17 protein-coding genes are annotated in these 17,604 nt (G+C 57.3%); 14 read left to right on the top strand and 3 right to left on the bottom strand.

Going from position 1 to position 17,604, the window contains the following annotated elements; all coding sequences use genetic code 11:
- Positions 1 to 203 precede the first annotated feature (203 nt).
- The 12 genes from ydgT to AC6I8C_RS08765 all read left to right on the top strand — a co-directional run bounded on the left by ydgT (position 204) and on the right by AC6I8C_RS08765 (position 11,706).
- A complete protein-coding gene (gene ydgT / locus AC6I8C_RS08820) occupies positions 204 to 419 on the top strand; it encodes a transcription modulator YdgT (RefSeq protein ID WP_033782999.1) in 216 nt (71 codons plus the stop codon).
- A gap of 110 nt (positions 420 to 529) precedes the next feature.
- Positions 530 to 973 carry a DUF2569 domain-containing protein gene (locus AC6I8C_RS08815; protein ID WP_497822205.1) on the top strand — a complete coding sequence of 148 codons (444 nt, stop codon included), beginning with the start codon at positions 530 to 532 and terminating at the stop codon, positions 971 to 973.
- A gap of 123 nt (positions 974 to 1,096) precedes the next feature.
- Complete coding sequence (gene rsxA / locus AC6I8C_RS08810; protein ID WP_003853423.1) at positions 1,097 to 1,678, top strand: electron transport complex subunit RsxA; 582 nt, start codon at positions 1,097 to 1,099, stop codon at positions 1,676 to 1,678.
- Positions 1,678 to 2,256 (top strand): electron transport complex subunit RsxB, encoded by a 579-nt coding sequence (gene rsxB, locus AC6I8C_RS08805; protein WP_010245386.1) that lies wholly within the window; start codon positions 1,678 to 1,680, stop codon positions 2,254 to 2,256. Before rsxA ends, rsxB begins: the two co-directional genes overlap by 1 nt.
- A complete protein-coding gene (gene rsxC, locus AC6I8C_RS08800) occupies positions 2,249 to 4,852 on the top strand; it encodes an electron transport complex subunit RsxC (RefSeq protein WP_497822204.1) in 2,604 nt (867 codons plus the stop codon). Before rsxB ends, rsxC begins: the two co-directional genes overlap by 8 nt.
- Positions 4,853 to 5,911, top strand: coding sequence for an electron transport complex subunit RsxD (rsxD, locus tag AC6I8C_RS08795; RefSeq protein ID WP_135908924.1), 1,059 nt, complete (start codon positions 4,853 to 4,855; stop codon positions 5,909 to 5,911).
- Positions 5,912 to 5,914: 3 nt separating this feature from the next.
- Positions 5,915 to 6,547 (top strand): electron transport complex subunit RsxG, encoded by a 633-nt coding sequence (gene rsxG / locus AC6I8C_RS08790; RefSeq protein ID WP_497822203.1) that lies wholly within the window; start codon positions 5,915 to 5,917, stop codon positions 6,545 to 6,547.
- Positions 6,540 to 7,244 carry an electron transport complex subunit E gene (locus tag AC6I8C_RS08785; RefSeq protein ID WP_497822202.1) on the top strand — a complete coding sequence of 235 codons (705 nt, stop codon included), beginning with the start codon at positions 6,540 to 6,542 and terminating at the stop codon, positions 7,242 to 7,244. The genes rsxG and AC6I8C_RS08785 overlap by 8 nt, the downstream gene beginning before the upstream one ends.
- The gene (nth, locus tag AC6I8C_RS08780) at positions 7,241 to 7,873 is read left to right on the top strand and encodes an endonuclease III (protein ID WP_003849001.1); all 633 of its coding nucleotides are present in this window, start codon (positions 7,241 to 7,243) and stop codon (positions 7,871 to 7,873) included. The genes AC6I8C_RS08785 and nth overlap by 4 nt, the downstream gene beginning before the upstream one ends.
- 208 nt (positions 7,874 to 8,081) lie before the next feature.
- On the top strand, positions 8,082 to 8,801 hold the full coding sequence (locus AC6I8C_RS08775) for an HPP family protein (protein ID WP_497822201.1): 720 nt from the start codon (positions 8,082 to 8,084) through the stop codon (positions 8,799 to 8,801).
- Positions 8,802 to 9,041: 240 nt separating this feature from the next.
- The gene (locus tag AC6I8C_RS08770) at positions 9,042 to 10,385 is read left to right on the top strand and encodes an MFS transporter (protein WP_497822200.1); all 1,344 of its coding nucleotides are present in this window, start codon (positions 9,042 to 9,044) and stop codon (positions 10,383 to 10,385) included.
- Positions 10,363 to 11,706, top strand: a complete 1,344-nt coding sequence (locus AC6I8C_RS08765; RefSeq protein ID WP_497822199.1) for an enolase C-terminal domain-like protein — start codon at positions 10,363 to 10,365, stop codon at positions 11,704 to 11,706. Before AC6I8C_RS08770 ends, AC6I8C_RS08765 begins: the two co-directional genes overlap by 23 nt.
- A gap of 40 nt (positions 11,707 to 11,746) precedes the next feature.
- On the opposite strand, the gene AC6I8C_RS08760 is transcribed toward AC6I8C_RS08765, so the two are convergent.
- Positions 11,747 to 12,442, bottom strand: a complete 696-nt coding sequence (locus AC6I8C_RS08760; protein ID WP_497822198.1) for a CTP synthase C-terminal region-related (seleno)protein — start codon at positions 12,440 to 12,442, stop codon at positions 11,747 to 11,749.
- A gap of 678 nt (positions 12,443 to 13,120) precedes the next feature.
- Here AC6I8C_RS08760 and dtpA point away from each other — a divergent pair.
- Both dtpA and gstA read left to right on the top strand, forming a co-directional pair.
- Positions 13,121 to 14,602 (top strand): dipeptide/tripeptide permease DtpA, encoded by a 1,482-nt coding sequence (dtpA, locus tag AC6I8C_RS08755; RefSeq protein WP_497822197.1) that lies wholly within the window; start codon positions 13,121 to 13,123, stop codon positions 14,600 to 14,602.
- 161 nt (positions 14,603 to 14,763) lie between these two features.
- On the top strand, positions 14,764 to 15,369 hold the full coding sequence (gstA, locus tag AC6I8C_RS08750) for a glutathione transferase GstA (protein ID WP_013357762.1): 606 nt from the start codon (positions 14,764 to 14,766) through the stop codon (positions 15,367 to 15,369).
- 32 nt (positions 15,370 to 15,401) lie between these two features.
- On the opposite strand, the gene pdxY is transcribed toward gstA, so the two are convergent.
- Both pdxY and tyrS read right to left on the bottom strand, forming a co-directional pair.
- Positions 15,402 to 16,262 (bottom strand): pyridoxal kinase PdxY, encoded by an 861-nt coding sequence (gene pdxY, locus AC6I8C_RS08745; RefSeq protein WP_497822196.1) that lies wholly within the window; start codon positions 16,260 to 16,262, stop codon positions 15,402 to 15,404.
- A 56-nt stretch (positions 16,263 to 16,318) separates the two neighbouring features.
- Positions 16,319 to 17,593, bottom strand: a complete 1,275-nt coding sequence (gene tyrS / locus AC6I8C_RS08740; RefSeq protein ID WP_497822195.1) for a tyrosine--tRNA ligase — start codon at positions 17,591 to 17,593, stop codon at positions 16,319 to 16,321.
- Between the last annotated feature and the right edge of the window lie 11 nt (positions 17,594 to 17,604).

Raw genomic sequence — 17,604 nt, 5'->3', positions numbered from 1 at the left:
TTGTCTGTGTGCTGACACCCTGTTTAAAAGCATCGCGCGGGCAGGCTGGCAGAGACAGCATTGAAAATAGCAGATTTGGACTTTTAGCGGCTGATAAGGTGATTTAGTCTGATTTTCGCTTTTTTTAACCCGCCCGATCTGGACAGCCCTGGCTTGCCCCCTATACTGAGCACTCCTTTGTACTTCTATCTGTTATGGCAATGATGACTGCGCACGATTACCTGCTTAAATTCCGCAAAGTAAATAATTCAGACAGTCTGGAAAAGCTTTTCGATCACCTTAACTACTCCCTTACAAATGATATGGAAATCATCAATATGTATCGGGCTGCCGATCATCGTCGTGCCGAACTGGTTTCTGGCGGACGGTTATATGATCTTGGCTGTGTCCCTAAAACGGTGTGGCGCTACGTGGTCTGATTTCCGGCTGATTAATCGCTCTCTTTACCTCTGACCTTGTCCGGATGGGCGTGCCCCTCTGGACATGTTATTCTGCTGCGCTTCGACTCCCCGAGACAGGAATAACCACGATGAATGAACAGGTTGCTGCGCCGCGTATTGGTGGCTGGCTTTTGCTGCCGCTGGCCTGGCTGATAATGACCCTGTTAACCACCGTTCTGGTGCTGGCGATGTATCTGACCCCCCTCTTTAATCCGGAATGGCGTGTGGCGCTGTTTTCACACGGCAGCACCCTGCTCTCTTACTGGGCCATTTCGCTGCTTACCGCCGTGGCGGTCTGGGCCTACAGCCTCTGGATCAGCTGGCTTTTCTTTAAGCGCTCGCGCCGTTTGCCGCGCCACTATCTGCTCTGGCTGCTGATCACCGTGCTGCTGGCGCTGAAAACCTTCGCTTTTACGCCGGTTACCGATAGCCGTGCTCTCCAGACGTTACTGCTGTCACTGCTCGCGGCGGCGATATTTGTGCCCTATTTCAAACGCTCAAAGCGGGTAAAAACCACCTTTATCGCGCCGTAACGCTGTGAGTTATGTCAGGAATTTAATTCTGAGTGCGGTCTGCCGCCTTGCGGGAGGCGCGGGTGTTGAGATACGCCGCGCTATCAATGATAATAAGCCGCTTTCCGGCTCCCAGGCGAAAAAATGACCGATTATCTGCTTCTCTTTGTTGGCACCGTGCTGGTGAATAACTTCGTCTTAGTGAAGTTTCTCGGCCTCTGTCCTTTTATGGGCGTTTCCAAAAAACTGGAAACGGCGATTGGCATGGGCCTCGCCACGACATTCGTGATCACCCTGGCCTCTATCTGCGCGTGGCTGGTCAACCATCTGATCCTGTTGCCGCTGGATCTGGTCTATCTGCGCACCATGGCCTATATCCTGGTGATCGCTGTCGTCGTGCAGTTCACCGAAATGGTGGTGCGTAAAACCAGTCCGTCGCTCTATCGTCTGCTGGGTATCTTCCTGCCGCTGATCACCACCAACTGTGCGGTGCTGGGCGTACCTCTGCTGAGCGTTAACCTCAACCACACCTTTATGCAGGCCGCGCTGTATGGTTTCAGTGCCTCTATCGGCTTCTCGCTGGTGATGGTGCTGTTCGCCGGGATGCGTGAGCGTCTGGTGCTGGCCAACGTGCCTGCCCCGTTTAAAGGCAACTCCATTGCCCTGATTACCGCGGGCCTGATGGCGCTGGCGTTCATGGGCTTCAGCGGTCTGGTGAAATTCTGATGACCGCGATCTGGATTGCTGTTGCCGTATTAAGTGCGCTGAGCCTGGTATTCGGCGCCCTGCTGGGTTACGCCTCGCGCCGCTTTGAGGTCGAAGAAGACCCTATCGTTGAGCAGATTGATGCCATTCTGCCGCAGAGCCAGTGTGGCCAGTGCGGCTACCCTGGCTGCCGTCCCTACGCTGATGCGGTGGGCAACAACGGTGAAGCAATCAATAAATGTGCGCCGGGCGGTGAACAGACCATGCTCAAGCTGGCTGCGCTGCTTAACGTTGAACCGCAGCCGATTGATGGCGATGAAACGGCAAAAGAGCCGGTGCGCACCGTGGCGTTTATCGACGAAGCCAACTGCATTGGCTGCACCAAATGTATTCAGGCCTGTCCGGTGGATGCAATTGTCGGCGCAACCCGCGCCATGCACACCGTGCTGAGCGATGTCTGCACCGGCTGCGATCTCTGTGTCGCACCCTGCCCGACTGATTGTATTGAAATGCGTCCGGTCGCCACCACGCCAGCTAACTGGAAGTGGGATTTGAATACCATTCCTGTACGGGTGATCCCGGTAGAAACTCATGCTTAATCTGTTTAACTTCCTGAAAAAAGAGAAGGTCTGGGATTTTGAGGGCGGTATTCATCCGCCGGAAATGAAAACCCAGTCCAACGGCACGCCGCTCAGCGAACTGCCGCTGCCGCACCGTTTTATTATCCCGCTGAAACAGCATATCGGCCATGAAGGTGAAATCTGCGTTGCGCCCGGCGAGAAAGTGCTTCGCGGTCAGCCCCTGACCTTTGGTACCGGCCGTATGTTACCGGTCCATGCGCCCACCTCTGGCGTGATTGAGGATATCGGTCAGCATATGACCGCGCACCCGTCGGGTCTGTCCGAACTTTGCATCTTCCTGACGCCGGATGGTGAAGACCGCTGGATGCCGCTCGATCCGCTGCCAGACTACCGTCAGCATCCGCGCGCCGACATCGTGCAGCGAATTCACGATGCGGGCATTGCGGGTCTGGGCGGCGCGGGCTTCCCGACCGCCACCAAACTGAAAGGCGGCCTGCGCGGGGTTAAAACCCTGATTATCAATGCGGCAGAGTGTGAACCTTACATCACCGCTGACGATCGCCTGATGCAGGATTACGCCGCCGAAGTGCTGGAAGGCAGCCGCATTCTCGCCTGGGTGTTACAGGCTGAGCGGGTGCTGATTGGCATTGAAGATAATAAACCTGAAGCGATCGCCGCGCTGAAACAGGCGCTGGGTAGCGAGCGCGATCTGCAAATCCGGGTGATCCCGACCAAATATCCTTCCGGCGGTGCCAAGCAGCTGACCCGCATTCTGACCGGCATGGAAGTGCCGCACGGCGGACGCTCAACCGATATCGGCGTGCTGATGCAGAACGTCGGTACCGCCTGGGCGGTTAAGCGGGCCATCATCAACGGTGAACCGATTACCGAACGCGTCGTGACGCTGACCGGCGAGGCGATTGCCCAGCCGCGTAACGTCTGGAGTCGTCTCGGTACCCCAATCAGCCATCTGCTGCATCAGGTCGGATTTACGCCTGCACCGCGTCAGATGGTAATTATGGGCGGTCCGCTGATGGGCTTTACCCTGCCATCGCTGGATGTGCCGGTGGTGAAGATCACCAACTGTATTCTTGCGCCCTCTGCCAGTGAGATGGGCAACAATGACGAAGAGCAGTCCTGCATTCGCTGTTCCGCCTGTGCCGATGCCTGTCCGGCCAAACTGCTGCCGCAGCAGCTTTACTGGTACAGCCAGGGCGGCGATCATGATAAAGCGCGTGCGCACCATATCGATGACTGCATCGAATGCGGTGCCTGCGCCTATGTCTGCCCAAGTAATATTCCGCTGGTGCAATATTACCGTCAGGAAAAAGCGGAACTGCGCGCCATCGATCTGGAAGCGAAACGTACACTGGAAGCTAAAGCCCGCTTCGAAGCGCGTCAGGCGCGCCTGGAGCGTGAAAAACAGGCCCGTGAAGCGCGTCATGAAGAGGCGAAACAGCGAGTTGCCCGCACCGATACCAGTGAGCTGGCGGCAGCCAAAGCGCGGGTGAAAGCCCGTCAGGCCGCTGAACCGGATGAAGCGACGCTAGAAGCGCAGCGTGAAGCGCGCCATGCGCAGGCACGTCTGCGTCAGGCTGAGGCGCAGGCTGAAACCCAGCCGGTAACGCGTCAGTCAGTCGATCCGCGTAAAGCGGCGGTTGAAGCCGCGATTGCCAGGGCAAAAGCGAAGAAAGTCTCACCGGCTGATACAGCAGCTGACGCCAGTGTCGATCCGCGTAAAGCCGCCGTCGAGGCCGCTGTAGCGCGCGCTAAAGCGAAGAAAGCGGCTCAGGCGGAAGGCGCTGATGTGACGGCTACGGCTGCATCGGAGAGCGTTGCAGAAGCTGCACCAGACGCCACTGCTGAAACCGACCCGCGTAAAGCCGCGGTTCAGGCCGCTATCGCCCGTGCCAAAGCGAAGAAAGCGGCACAGGCTGAAGGCGCTGATGTGACGGCTATGGCTGCATCGGACAACGTTACTGACGCCGTACCAGACGCTGCCACTGAAACTGACCCGCGTAAAGCCGCGGTTCAGGCCGCTATCGCCCGTGCCAAAGCGAAGAAAGCGGCTCAGGCGGAAGGCGCTGATGCGACGGCTATAGCTGCATCGGAGAGTCTTTCAGAAGCCGCACCAGACGCCACTGCTGAAACCGACCCACGTAAAGCCGCGGTTCAGGCCGCTATCGCCCGCGCTAAAGCGAAGAAAGCGGCACAGGCTGAAGGTGCTGATGTGACGGCTATGGCTGCATCGGACAACGTTACTGACGCCGTTCCGGACGCTGCTGCTGAAGCTACACCGGACGCCGCCGTGGAAACCGACCCACGCAAAGCCGCGGTTCAGGCCGCTATCGCCCGTGCCAAAGCGAAGAAAGCGGCACAGGCTGAAAGTGACGCCGATGCCGCTTCCCGTGATGCCGCAGCGCTCGCCACCGCCGCACACTTTGCAGTAGAGAAAGCGGAACAGGCGCAGGAGCAGGCAAATAACGCCAATGCTGAACCTGAACAGGCACCTGAACTGAATCAACCCGATGATGCGCGCAAGGCCGCTATTGCTGCCGCCATCGCCCGTGCCAAAGCGCGTAAAGCGCAGTCGTCTACGACGCTTGAGGATTAAATGGCTTTTCGTATCGCAAGTTCTCCTTATACCCATAACCGCCGCAGTACCGGCAACATCATGCTGCTGGTGGTGCTGGCGGCGGTGCCAGGTTTTGCTGCACAGTGTTATTTCTTTGGCTACGGCACCGTTTTACAGGTCTTACTGGCGACCCTTACCGCCTGGCTGACCGAGGCGGCGATCCTGCGTCTGCGTAAAGCACCGGTTGCCAGCACGCTGGCAGATAATTCAGCATTGCTGACCGCCATCCTGATCGGTATCAGCCTGCCGCCGCTGGCCCCCTGGTGGCTGGTGGTGATTGGTACCCTGTTTGCGGTGGTCATTGCTAAACAGCTCTATGGCGGACTGGGCCAGAACCCGTTTAACCCGGCGATGGTTGGCTATGTGGTGCTGCTGATCTCCTTCCCGGTGCAGATGACCAGCTGGCTGCCGCCTGATACGCTACAGGCGATAAAACCCGGCCTGATGGACAGTCTGAGCATGGTGTTCCAGGGCCACACGCTGGCGGGTGACACTATGCAGCAGTTGCAGATGGGTGTGGATGGCATCAGCCAAGCGACGCCGCTGGATACCTTTAAAACCGGCTTACGTGCCGGTCACAGTGCCGAACATCTGCTGGCGCAGCCGATTTACAGCGGCGTGCTGGCCGGGCTCGGCTGGCAGTGGGTGAACGTCGGTTATCTGGCGGGCGGCCTGTTCCTGCTGTGGAAGAGTGCGATTCGCTGGCACATCCCGGCCGCTATGCTGCTGTCACTGGCGTTCTGCGCCACGCTGGGCTGGTTCTTCTCACCGGAATCGCTGAACAGCCCGCTGATTCATCTTTTCTCCGGTGCCACCATGCTGGGGGCGTTCTTTATCGCTACCGACCCGGTAACCGCGTCGACCACCAATCGTGGTCGTCTGGTCTACGGCGCGCTGATCGGCCTGCTGGTCTGGCTGATCCGCAGCTTTGGCGGCTATCCTGACGGCGTGGCGTTTGCTGTGCTGCTGGCCAACATCTGCGTGCCGCTCATTGATTACTACACCCAGCCGCGCGTTTACGGCCATCAGAAGGATTAAGCGATGCTGGAGACGATTCGCAAAAATGGCGTCACGCTGGCGATTTTCGCCGCGATTACCACGGCCGCTACCGCTGTGGTGAATACGGTCACCAAACCGACGGTAGAGCATCAGACTCAGTTACAGCAGAAAAATCTGCTGGATCAGGTGGTACCTGTCGAGCTGTATGACAACAACATCCAGCAGGATTGTTACGTTGTCACAGATGCAGCGCTGGGTAACAGTGCCCCGCATCATCTCTTCCTGGCGCGTAAAGGCGGCAAGCCCGTCGCGGCGGCACTGGAGACAACGGCGCCTGACGGCTATTCTGGTGCGATACAGATGCTGGTCGGTGCCGATTTCCAGGGTAAAGTACTGGGCGTGCGCGTAATCGAACACCATGAAACGCCTGGCCTGGGCGATAAGATCGAACTGCGCATCTCTGACTGGATCAACAGCTTTACTGGCAAAGTGGTTCAGGGTCCGTCTGATAAAGCCTTTGCGGTTAAAAAAGATGGCGGCGACTTCGATCAGTTTACCGGCGCCACCATTACCCCACGCGCGGTGGTCAATGCGACGAAACGCACCGCGCTGTTGATGAAAGCGCTTCCGGAGAGACTCTCTTCGTTACCGGCATGTGGAGACAAAAATGAGTGAAGCTAAAAGTTTGCTGGTTGGTGGACTGTGGAAGAACAACTCGGCACTGGTGCAGCTGCTGGGTCTCTGTCCGCTGCTGGCGGTCACCGCGACCGCCACTAACGCGCTGGGTTTAGGCCTTGCCACCACGCTGGTGCTGACCCTGACCAACAGTTTTATTTCCGCCTCGCGCCGCTGGGTGCCGTCGGAAATCCGTATCCCGATTTATGTGATGATCATCGCCTCGGTGGTGAGCTGCGTGCAGATGCTGATCAACGCCTATGCCTACGGTCTCTATCAGTCGCTGGGGATTTTTATCCCGCTGATCGTGACCAACTGCATCGTGGTTGGCCGTGCTGAAGCTGTCGCCTCTAAGAGCAGCATCCCGCTTGCCGCACTGGATGGTTTTGCCATCGGCATGGGCGCGACCTGCGCCATGGTGGTGCTGGGTTCGCTACGTGAAATTATCGGCAGCGGCACGTTGTTTAACGGTGCCGATCAGCTGCTTGGTCCGTGGGCGAAATCGCTGCGTATCGAAGTGGTTCATTTCGACTCGCCGATGCTGCTGGCCATGCTGCCGCCTGGCGCGTTTATCGGGCTGGGCATGATGCTGGCGTGCAAATACCTGATCGATCAGAAGATGAAACAGCGTGCAGCGCTGCGTGCTCAGGCGGCTGAAACCGCTGCGCCTCAGAACGCCATCGGGAAGCCGGTGTGAATCAGACCAAACGCACCGAAATCCTCCACCGGTTGCAGCAGAACAATCCGCATCCGACCACCGAGCTGAACTTCAGCTCGCCGTTTGAGCTGCTGATTGCGGTGCTGCTCTCGGCGCAGGCGACCGATGTCAGCGTGAACAAAGCCACCGCGAAGCTCTATCCGGTGGCCAACACGCCCGCCGCGATGCTGGCGCTGGGTGTGGATGGCGTAAAGGAGTACATCAAAACCATCGGCCTGTTTAATAGCAAAGCGGAGAATGTGATTAAGACCTGCCGCATTCTGCTGGAGCAGCACAACGGCGAAGTGCCGGAAGATCGTGCGGCGCTGGAAGCCCTGCCCGGTGTAGGTCGTAAAACCGCTAATGTGGTGCTCAATACCGCCTTTGGCTGGCCGACGATCGCTGTTGATACCCATATATTTCGCGTCAGTAACCGCACGAAATTTGCGCCAGGTAAGAATGTGGAAGAGGTGGAACAGAAGCTGCTGAAGGTGGTTCCGGCCGCGTATAAAGTTGACTGTCACCACTGGCTGATTCTGCACGGCCGCTACACCTGCGTGGCGCGTAAACCGCGCTGCGGCTCCTGCCTGATTGAAGACCTCTGCGAGTATCCCGACAAAGTCGAGTGATCCCACTGATAACTGACCCGCTGCGGCGGGTTTTTTATTGTCTGCCTGTGCCCGCTGCGTGACGTCTTCTGCGCGATCCCCCCTTTTCACCACGCTTTCTGACGCGCAGGAATACCGGCACAGTTTGTCGGGTTGTTACATTGATATTGATGATGGAAAATCGCCGCCCCTGACGATAAGAAAATGTTATGACACGGTGAATAACGTAATGAAGAAAAGCCCTTCTGCTGGAAGGCATCCTCTGCGCCTGTTTCTGGCGCGCCTCTGGCCGCATCCGCTGGCGGTAAGTAAAAAGCATATCGTGATCGCCGGAGTCGGTGCGGGCATTGGCCTGGTGCTAACCAGCCTGCTGAGCCACTGGATGCTGGGCGAACTGAACCTGTGGTTTGTCGCCCCGGTTGGCGCATCAGCCGTCCTGCTCTTTGGTTTGCCTGCCAGTCCGCTGGCGCAGCCGTGGGCAATTGTTGGCGGCAACAGCCTGTCAGCGCTGGCAGGCGTCACCGTCAGCCAGCTGATACCCGATCCGGCCATCGCCTGTGGCGTCGCGGCCTGTGTGGCGATCCTGCTAATGTTCCAGCTGCGCTGTCTGCATCCGCCCGGCGGCGCGGTAGCGCTGACCGCTATTCTGGGCGGGTCATCGGTGCAGCAGCTGGGTTATCACTTTGTCCTGACGCCAGTCCTGCTCAACTCACTGACGCTGGCGCTGCTGGCCCTGCTGTTTAACAATCTGGCCGGTCGCCGCTATCCGCATCCGCTGGCCCCTGAAGAAGTCAAACCCGAGCCGGTCGCCATGCCGGTTCCGCTCACGCGTGCCGATCTGCATCAGGCTTTACAGGGCGGCGAACTGCTGGATATTGACGAAGATGATTTGCAGGCATTGCTGCTGCGTGCGGAAGAGATTGCCCAGCGTCGTCAGTTTAGCGGCTGAAGCCTGCCTGCTGCTGACGCGTCCTGTTCTGCCGGCACGCTCCGCGTGGCCGAATGACACACACAAAGTTGATCGCTGCCACAGTTTTGCTCAGCCGCTTCGCCTCGCCTTTCCGGTAACATCTTGATAACACAACCCCCCAGGCCGGACGCCCATCCGGTCCTGGGCGGATGCCTATAGAGCCCGCCTTTTCAGCGCCCTACACTTTGCTCTTCTTTACGTTTCTTATGAGGAAGAACGATGGATAGCGCCTTGTCCCCGCAGCACGATGAGCTGATCGCCTCCGCCATCAAAAAATTCTTCACCCATATCATCCCGATGCTGGTGGTGATGCTGATCATTAATCAGATCGACCGCGCCAACATTGGCTTTATTAAAACCGAGCTGCGTACCGATGCCGGGATCAGCGCCGCCGCCTTTGGTCTGGGTGCGGGCCTCTTTTTCATTGGTTATGCGCTGTTTGAAGTGCCGAGCAATCTGATGATGAAGCGCTTTGGGGCACGCGTCTGGCTGACACGCATCATGATTACCTGGGGATTGGTGGTGGTCCTGACCGGATTCGTCACCTCACCCATCCAGTTTTACCTGCTGCGCTTCTTGCTCGGCGTCGCCGAAGCGGGCTTCTTTCCCGGCGTGCTGTTCTATTTCCGTCAGTGGGTGCCGAATGCCTGGCGCGGCCGGGCTACCGCGATGGTCCTGAGCGCCACGGCTGGCGCCTTTCTCTTCTCCGGGCCGATCACGGGTGCCATCCTGATGATGCACAATTTTCTGGGAATAGCGGGCTGGAAATGGGTGATGTTCCTTGAAGGCGGCGCCTCGGTGCTGGTCGGGATCCTCGCCGCCTGGGTGCTGGTATCGCGTCCTGCTGATGCGCGCTGGCTGAGTGATGCAGAGAAACAGGCACTGGTGCAGCAGCTGAACAGTGAAGAGGCACAGCGTGACGCGCTTAATCGCGAGCCGGGCAAAATGTTGCTGTTACGCAATCGCAGCCTGCTGTTCTTCTGCGCAATCTTCTTCACCATGACCATGACCGGTTATACGCTGGTGTTCTGGCTGCCGCAGATTATTCAGCGCATTCAGGGGTTCAGCAGTTTTGGCATCGGGATCCTCACCGCTGTGCCATGGCTGTGCGCCATTATCGCCATCAACCTGCTGAGCCGCTTTTCAGACCGCCACCGTGACAGACTCGATAAAGCGCTGGGCGTCGCCATGCTGGTCGCCGCCTGTGGCACCTTTATGGCGACGCTGGGTTCCCCGTGGTTTGGTTTCCTGGCGATGATCGTGGCCTGTATCGGGTCCAAAGTCAGCGCCACCTTTTTCTGGCCGATGCCGCAGGGAGAGCTGCCCGCCTCGATTGTCGCACCGGGCATTGCGCTGGTGAATTCTGTTGGCAATCTTGGCGGCTTCTTCGCACCGACGGTGTTTGGCTATCTGGAGATGAAGACCGGTTCTACTACCGGCGGCCTCTATGCGCTGACCAGCGTTTCGCTGCTGACCGGGCTGTGGCTGCTGCTGCGCCGCAGGCCATCCCCGCCTTCCCTTGATCCTATGGAGAATCACCATGTCAGACAGTCCAGTCATTAAAACAATGCGGGTAGTGCCGGTCGCCGGGTATGACAGCATGCTGCTGAACATTGGTGGCGCGCATAATTGCTACTTTACCCGCATCCTGGTGATCCTGACCGATTCCGCAGGCCGAACTGGCGTTGGCGAAAGTCCCTGTCACGCTTCGACGCTGGCGCTGCTGGCACGTTTTCGATCGCAGATTGAGGGCAGCGAACTGCTGCGGCTGAATGCGACAATCGCCACGCTGTTTGCCAGTGACGCACGCCATCAGCAGACCGCGCATACCGATGACATCCACATTCCGCAGATGAACCCGGAGAAGTTCTACAACGCCACCGCGGCGATTGAAGCTGCTCTGCTTGATCTATTGGGTCAGCACCTGAATCTGCCGGTTGCCGAATTACTTGCCAGCGGCAGGCAGCGCGATCGGGTGCCGGTGCTCGGCTATCTGTTCTATATCGCCGACCGCAACCTGACCAGCATGAACTATCAGGCAGGCCAGTCTGGCGGTGATGCCTGGCTGCAACTGCGCCATGAAAAAGCGATGGATGCGCAAGGCGTCGTGCGGCTGGCTGAGGCCGCAGCGGAACGCTATGGCTTCCGCGACTTCAAACTCAAGGGCGGCGTACACCACGGCGAAGTGGAGGTAGAGACGGTCAACGCCCTGCTGCAACGCTTTCCGCAGGCTCGCGTCACGGTCGACCCCAACGCCAGCTGGTCGCTGGACGAAGCCATTTATTATGGTAAACAGCTGGCGGGCCGCATTCCCTATCTGGAAGATCCCTGCGGCGCGGAACAGGGCTACTCCGGCCGGGAAACGCTGGCCGAGTTTAAACGCGCCACCGGTATTCCGGTCGCCACCAATATGATCGCCAATGACTGGCGACAGTTGCAGCATGCGTTACAGCTCAATGCTATCGACATTCCGCTGGCCGATCCGCACTTCTGGACGATGCGCAATGCGCATACCGTGGCACAGCTCTGTCAGGAGTGGGGGCTGACCACCGGCTGCCATTCAAATAACCACTTTGATGTGTCTCTGGCGATGGTGGCGCATCTGGGGGCGGCTGCACCCGGCGATCGTCTGACGGCCTTTGATACGCACTGGATCTGGCAGGATGGACAACAGCTGACGCAGCATGCACCGCAGATTCGGGATGGGCATCTTGAACTGCCAGAGGGGCCAGGGCTGGGCGTCACCCTGGATATGACGCGGGTTGAAGCGGCACACGCCCTCTACAATTCGCTGCCGGATAAAAATCGTAACGATGCGCTGGGCATGCAGTTTCTGATTGATAACTGGTCGTTTAACGCCAAACGCCCGGCGCTGCTGCGCTGAAGAACAGCAGCCTGTGACAGTGTCACAGGCTGCTCACTTTTTAGCGCTGCGCCAGCGCCGCCTGCATCCAGGCAACGACCAGCGGAGACTCTTTTTCCTGCAGCGCAGCACGTTCTGACTGGAACAGGGTGGCAACAAAGAAAGGATGATCCAGTAGCTCCACACCGCGTACGTCCCCCGCTTCATCCCAGGCAGTAATACGCAGGGTGTTATCGCCCAGCGCCGCACTGAATTCCGGGTTGACGCCAAAGTTACAGTGATAGCCTTCATCGCTGTCCAGCGTGCCGTAGGCCGCAGCAATACGTGAACCGGGTTCGAACCTGACCGCGCCGCGCTGCTCCACCAGCGAGCAGCTCAGCGGAGCTATGACCATGCGCCCGCCGGTGTCGGTTTCGGCATGACTCGCATCGTGCCAGCCCAGTACATTGCGCGCATACTCGATGACCGCATACTGGAATCCCCCGCACGACCCCAGGAAAGGCTTTCCGCTTTCCCGCGCCCAGCGAATGGTGTCAAAAACGGCCTCATCATTATGGTAGGGACTGCCAGGCACGACCCAGACCGCGTCACTGCGCCTGAGGTCGGATTCAGCGAGTTTTTCGCTGGCAATCCATTCAGCTTCAACCGTAATGTTCAGCCAGCGGGCAGCACGTTCAATAGCAAGAGGAATGGCCTGATGGGCAACCGCATCGGCGCGGTAGTCACCAGCCAGAGATAAACGCAGGGGGGACGACATAAACAGATCCTTCTCGGGGAAATTGAGAGGTTACAGGAATGTTAATTTCAAGTCGAGCATCCTGAACGCCGCGCCATCATGCTGCCACTCAGTACAGGGAGCATCCCCTTCACCAGAGCCTGCGCCCCATTTTCTTCTGCGGAAATTTTTTGCCGGTTTATGCTGCCGACAGGCTTTTCAGCCTTCCTGCCAGCAACGCACTCGGTTTCTTGTTTTTCTTTCTGAATTAAATCGCGGGTTTGTGCTCTCGATCAGCAATTGTATGCTTTGCCGCCAAAGGAGACGCGTTAACGTTTACTTTTTCGTCATATTGCCTGGATAATGGCCTGAAACCTCCTGTAAATGCTGCTGATAAAATCAGCGGCAAACGTTTCATCTGAATTATTGTCCATTAGCAGTTAATGTTAAATTCATCCAGCGCCTCGCTCGCATTCAGTTGATTTATACTGATATGCTCTTTGTCATCAAAATTAAAATCTGATCAACAGTTTGTTATAAGGTTTTTAACCCTGGATTATCAGCTCAGGCCGGTTGTCAGAAAATTCTTGCCCTGCCGCCCGTAATCAGCCAAATTAGTCGCCGCTTTTCCCTTCTAATAACAATCTCGCGCATGAAAAACTCACATGACGCGGACTTAATTGCTGTCCCGAAACAGGGTATGAAAAAACTGAGGTACATGTGTCAACTGCAAACAAACACACTGATGAGGCTGTCAGTCTCAATGCGTTTAAACAGCCGAAGGCGTTCTACTTAATCTTCTCGATTGAGTTATGGGAACGTTTTGGCTTCTATGGCCTGCAGGCCATTATGGCGGTTTACCTGGTGAAGCAACTGGGATTGTCTGAATCAGACTCCATCACCCTGTTCTCTTCATTCAGCGCGCTGGTTTATGGACTCGTCGCCATTGGCGGCTGGCTCGGCGATAAAGTGCTGGGCACCAAACGTGTGATTGTGCTGGGCGTGCTGGTACTGGCACTGGGTTATGCGCTGGTAGCATTCTCCGGTCATAACGTCAGCATCGTCTATATCGGTATGGCGACCATCGCCGTGGGCAGCGGACTGTTCAAAGCGAACCCCTCTTCGCTGCTCTCCACCTGCTACGACAAAGATGATCCACGTATCGATGGTGCCTTCACCATGTTCTATATGTCGATCAACATCGGTTCACTGTTTTCGATGATGCTCACCCCGTGGTTAGCGGCGAAATATGGTTACAGCGTCGCCTTCTCGCTGTGCGTTATCGGTCTGATCATCACCCTGTTTAACTTCCTGCTCTGCAAACGCATGGTCAAGGATTACGGTTCTAAGCCCGACTTTGCACCGCTGCAGGTCGGAAAACTGCTGATGACGCTGGTTGGCGTCGTAGTGCTGGTAGCGCTGGCAAACTGGATGCTGCATCATCAGGTCATTGCACGCCTGGTGCTGGCTGTGATTGCGCTGGGTATCGTACTGGTGTTTGCTAAAGAGGCATTTGCACTGCAGGGCGCGGCGCGTCGTAAAATGATTGTGGCCTTCCTGCTGATGGTCGAAGCGATTCTGTTCTTCGTGCTCTATATGCAGATGCCAACGTCACTCAACTTCTTTGCTATCCGCAACGTTGAGCACACGATTCTCGGCATTACCTTTGCGCCCGAGCAGTTCCAGGCGCTGAACCCGTTCTGGATCATGCTGGCCAGTCCGCTGCTGGCGGCGCTCTACAACAAGCTGGGCGATAAGCTGCCGATGCCGCACAAGTTTGCCTTCGGTATGGTGCTCTGCTCCGCTGCGTTCCTGGTGCTGCCGGTGGGCGCTAAGTTTGCCAGCGATGCCGGTATCGTTTCTGTTAACTGGCTGATCCTGAGCTATGCGCTGCAGAGTATCGGTGAACTGATGATCTCCGGCCTCGGTCTGGCAATGGTGGCACAGCTGGTGCCTCAGCGTCTGATGGGCTTTATCATGGGCTCCTGGTTCCTGACCACCGCAGGCGCGGCGGTCATTGCCGGTAAAGTGGCCAACCTGATGGCGGTGCCTGAAAACGTGACCGACCCGCTGATTTCGCTGGCGACCTACAGCCGCGTATTCCAGCAGATTGGTATCGTGACCGCTGTCATCGCTCTGCTGATGCTTATTACGGCGCCGTTGCTGAACCGTATGACGCAGGATCCTGACGCGAAAAAATAACGTGCAGGCGTCATCGCTGCCGTGACACGAGACAGCCGGGCTCTGCCCGGCTTTTTTTATTGCCGCCCTTTCCCCTCATCGATCCCTGATCCTTATCACTGGTAATTCCACCCTGAGCCTTTACTATGCTGTGATCCCATTGCAACAAGGAGTACATGGTCATGAAACTGTTTTGCAAAGCAGGAGCCTGCTCTCTTTCTCCCCACATTGTTATGCGCGAATGCGGGCTGGACTTCACGCAGGTGAGTGTTGATCTGGCCACAAAACTCACTGAACGGGGCGATGATTTCCGCCAGATTAACCCTAAAGGCCAGGTGCCCGCGCTGCAGCTCAGCGACGGCTCCGTGCTGACGGAAGGTGTTGCCATTGTGCAGTACCTGGCAGATCTCAAGCCCGATCGCCATCTGCTGGCACCGGTCGGCAGCCTGACGCGTTATCACACCGTGGAGTGGCTCAGCTACATCAGCAGCGAACTGCACAAAAGCTTTGGGCCGCTGTTTCGTCCCGGTTACTCCGATGAGGTGAAAGCACAGACGCGCAGCCAGCTGGAAGCGAAATTCCGCTATGTCGATGCGTCACTGCGCGACAGACAGTGGCTGATGGGGCTGCATTTCAGCGTGGCGGATGCGTATCTGTTTGTGGTGACGCGCTGGGCAAAAGCACTGGGACTGGATCTGTCCGGCTTTACGGCGCTGGAGGCGTGGTTTGATCGCGTTGCCGAACGTCCTGCGGTGCAGGCGGCGCTGAAAGCGGAAGGCTTAGCCTGAGTGAACAGGGCCGGTTAACCGGCCCTTTTACATTACAGCTTTTCTGCCGCGAAGTGCTGCGTCGGACTGGCGATGGCATCCTGGGCCGCCACCAGCTGCAGCTCATACTCGCCCATCTGATGGGTTTTCAGCATCACCTCATAGACCGCCGCAGTGACGTGCTCCAGTGCATCCTGCAATGATTTGCCGTGCAGCAGATTCACCAGCAGCAGACCGCTGGTGAGATCGCCCACGCCGACCGGCTGACGCACACCAAAATCGACCAGCGGACGGCTGATGTGCCAGGCGTCTTCTGCCGTTACCAGCAGCATCTCAAAGCGATCGCTGCGACGACCGGCGCGCGCCAGGTGCTTCACCAGTACCACGCGTGGTCCCTGGGCAATCAGCGCCCGCGCAGCGTCGACTGCCGCGTCGACGTCGGTAACGGTGCGTTCGCTCAGCATCTCCAGCTCAAGCAGATTCGGGGCGATAATGTCGCTGGCCGGCATCGCCATTCTGCAGTGAAACTCCGCCACGCCGGGTGCCACAATGCAGCCTTTCTCGGGGTGACCCATCACCGGATCGCAGAAGTACCAGGCATTCGGGTTAGCTGCTTTGACCTGCCGAACAATCTGCAGAATCTGCTCGCCCTGCTCTGCCGAACCCAGATAGCCGCTCAGCACCGCGTCACAGGTCTTCAGGCGGTCAATATCCGCAATACCTTTAACGATGTCGGTTAAATGCGTTGCAGGCATCACCGTGCCGGTCCAGTGGCCATATTGCGTATGGTTGGAAAACTGCACGGTATTCAGCGGCCAGACGTTTGCCCCCAGGCGACGCATTGGAAACTCAGCCGCCGCGTTACCGGCGTGACCAAAAACAACGTGCGACTGAATCGCTAAAATATTTTTCACTTGTTTGCCCTGTCCTGCCTTGCCATAAAAAAGGGCCGGAAACCGGCCCTGAAATCTTACTGCCAGTTAATCAGGCAGTAATGTTTCTTGCCGCGACGCAGCAGCGTAAAGCGGTTAAACAGTTTGTCGCTGTCGCTGAAGCGGTATTCCGCATCAGACTGCTTTTCACCATTCAGAGAAACGGCATTGGAGCCGATCATGGTGCGTGCCTGACCGCGAGACGGTACCAGCTCAGCTTTTACCAGCGCCTGCTGCAGATCGTCGTCAGCGCCCAGCACGATAGTGGGCATACCATCCTGCGCCAGCTGTTCAAAATCGGCTTCAGTCATGTCGCTTACGGCGCCTGAGAAGAGGCTGGCCGTGATGCGTTTTGCCGCCGACAGACCTGCTTCGCCATGCACCAGACGCGTTACCTGCTCAGCCAGCACATACTGCGCACGTGGCGCGGTGCCGCTGTTTTTGTCCTCTTCTTCCAGCGCGTTGATCTCTTCAATGCTCAGGAAAGTGAAGAACTTCAGGAAGCGATAGACATCGGCATCCGCGGTATTGATCCAGAACTGATAGAACTTATACGGGCTGGTTTTCTTCGCATCCAGCCAGACTGCGCCGCCTTCAGTTTTACCGAATTTGGTGCCGTCAGACTTAGTGATCAGCGGAACGGTCAGGCCAAAGACCTGGTTCTGATGCAGACGACGGGTCAGGTCGATACCGGAGGTGATGTTCCCCCACTGATCGGAACCGCCAATCTGCAGCGATACGCCGTGACGCTCGTTCAGGCAGGCAAAGTCATAGCCCTGCAGCAGATTGTAGGAGAACTCGGTAAAGGAGATACCCTGATCGTCACGGTTCAGACGCTGCTTCACCGCTTCTTTATTGATCATCTGATTAACGGAGAAGTGTTTGCCGATATCCCGCAGGAAGGTCAGCACGTTCATGCTGCCAAACCAGTCGTAGTTATTGGCGGCGATGGCGCTGTTGCTGCCGCAATCGAAGTCGAGGAATGGCGCCACCTGCTGGCGGATCTTCTCAACCCATTCGTTGACGGTGTCACTGGTATTAAGTTTACGCTCTGCGGCTTTGAAGCTCGGGTCGCCAATCAGACCGGTTGCACCCCCGACCAGCGCCACCGGCTGATGGCCGGCATCCTGAAAACGCTTCAGGCAGAGCAGCGGTACCAGATGGCCCAAATGCAAGCTGTCAGCAGTGGGGTCAAAGCCGCAATAGAGCGAAATTGGCCCCTGCGCCAGTTTCTCTGTTAACGCGTCTTCATCCGTCACCTGGGCGATAAGGCCCCTCTCCTGCAATTGTTGTATCAGGTTACTGCTGGTCATTACTGACTCCA

The organism is Pantoea sp. X-Soil-YNGN-844 (genome assembly GCF_059730595.1).
Note: the sequence above shows the minus strand (reverse complement) of the source record. Positions and strands in the feature narration are given on the sequence as shown.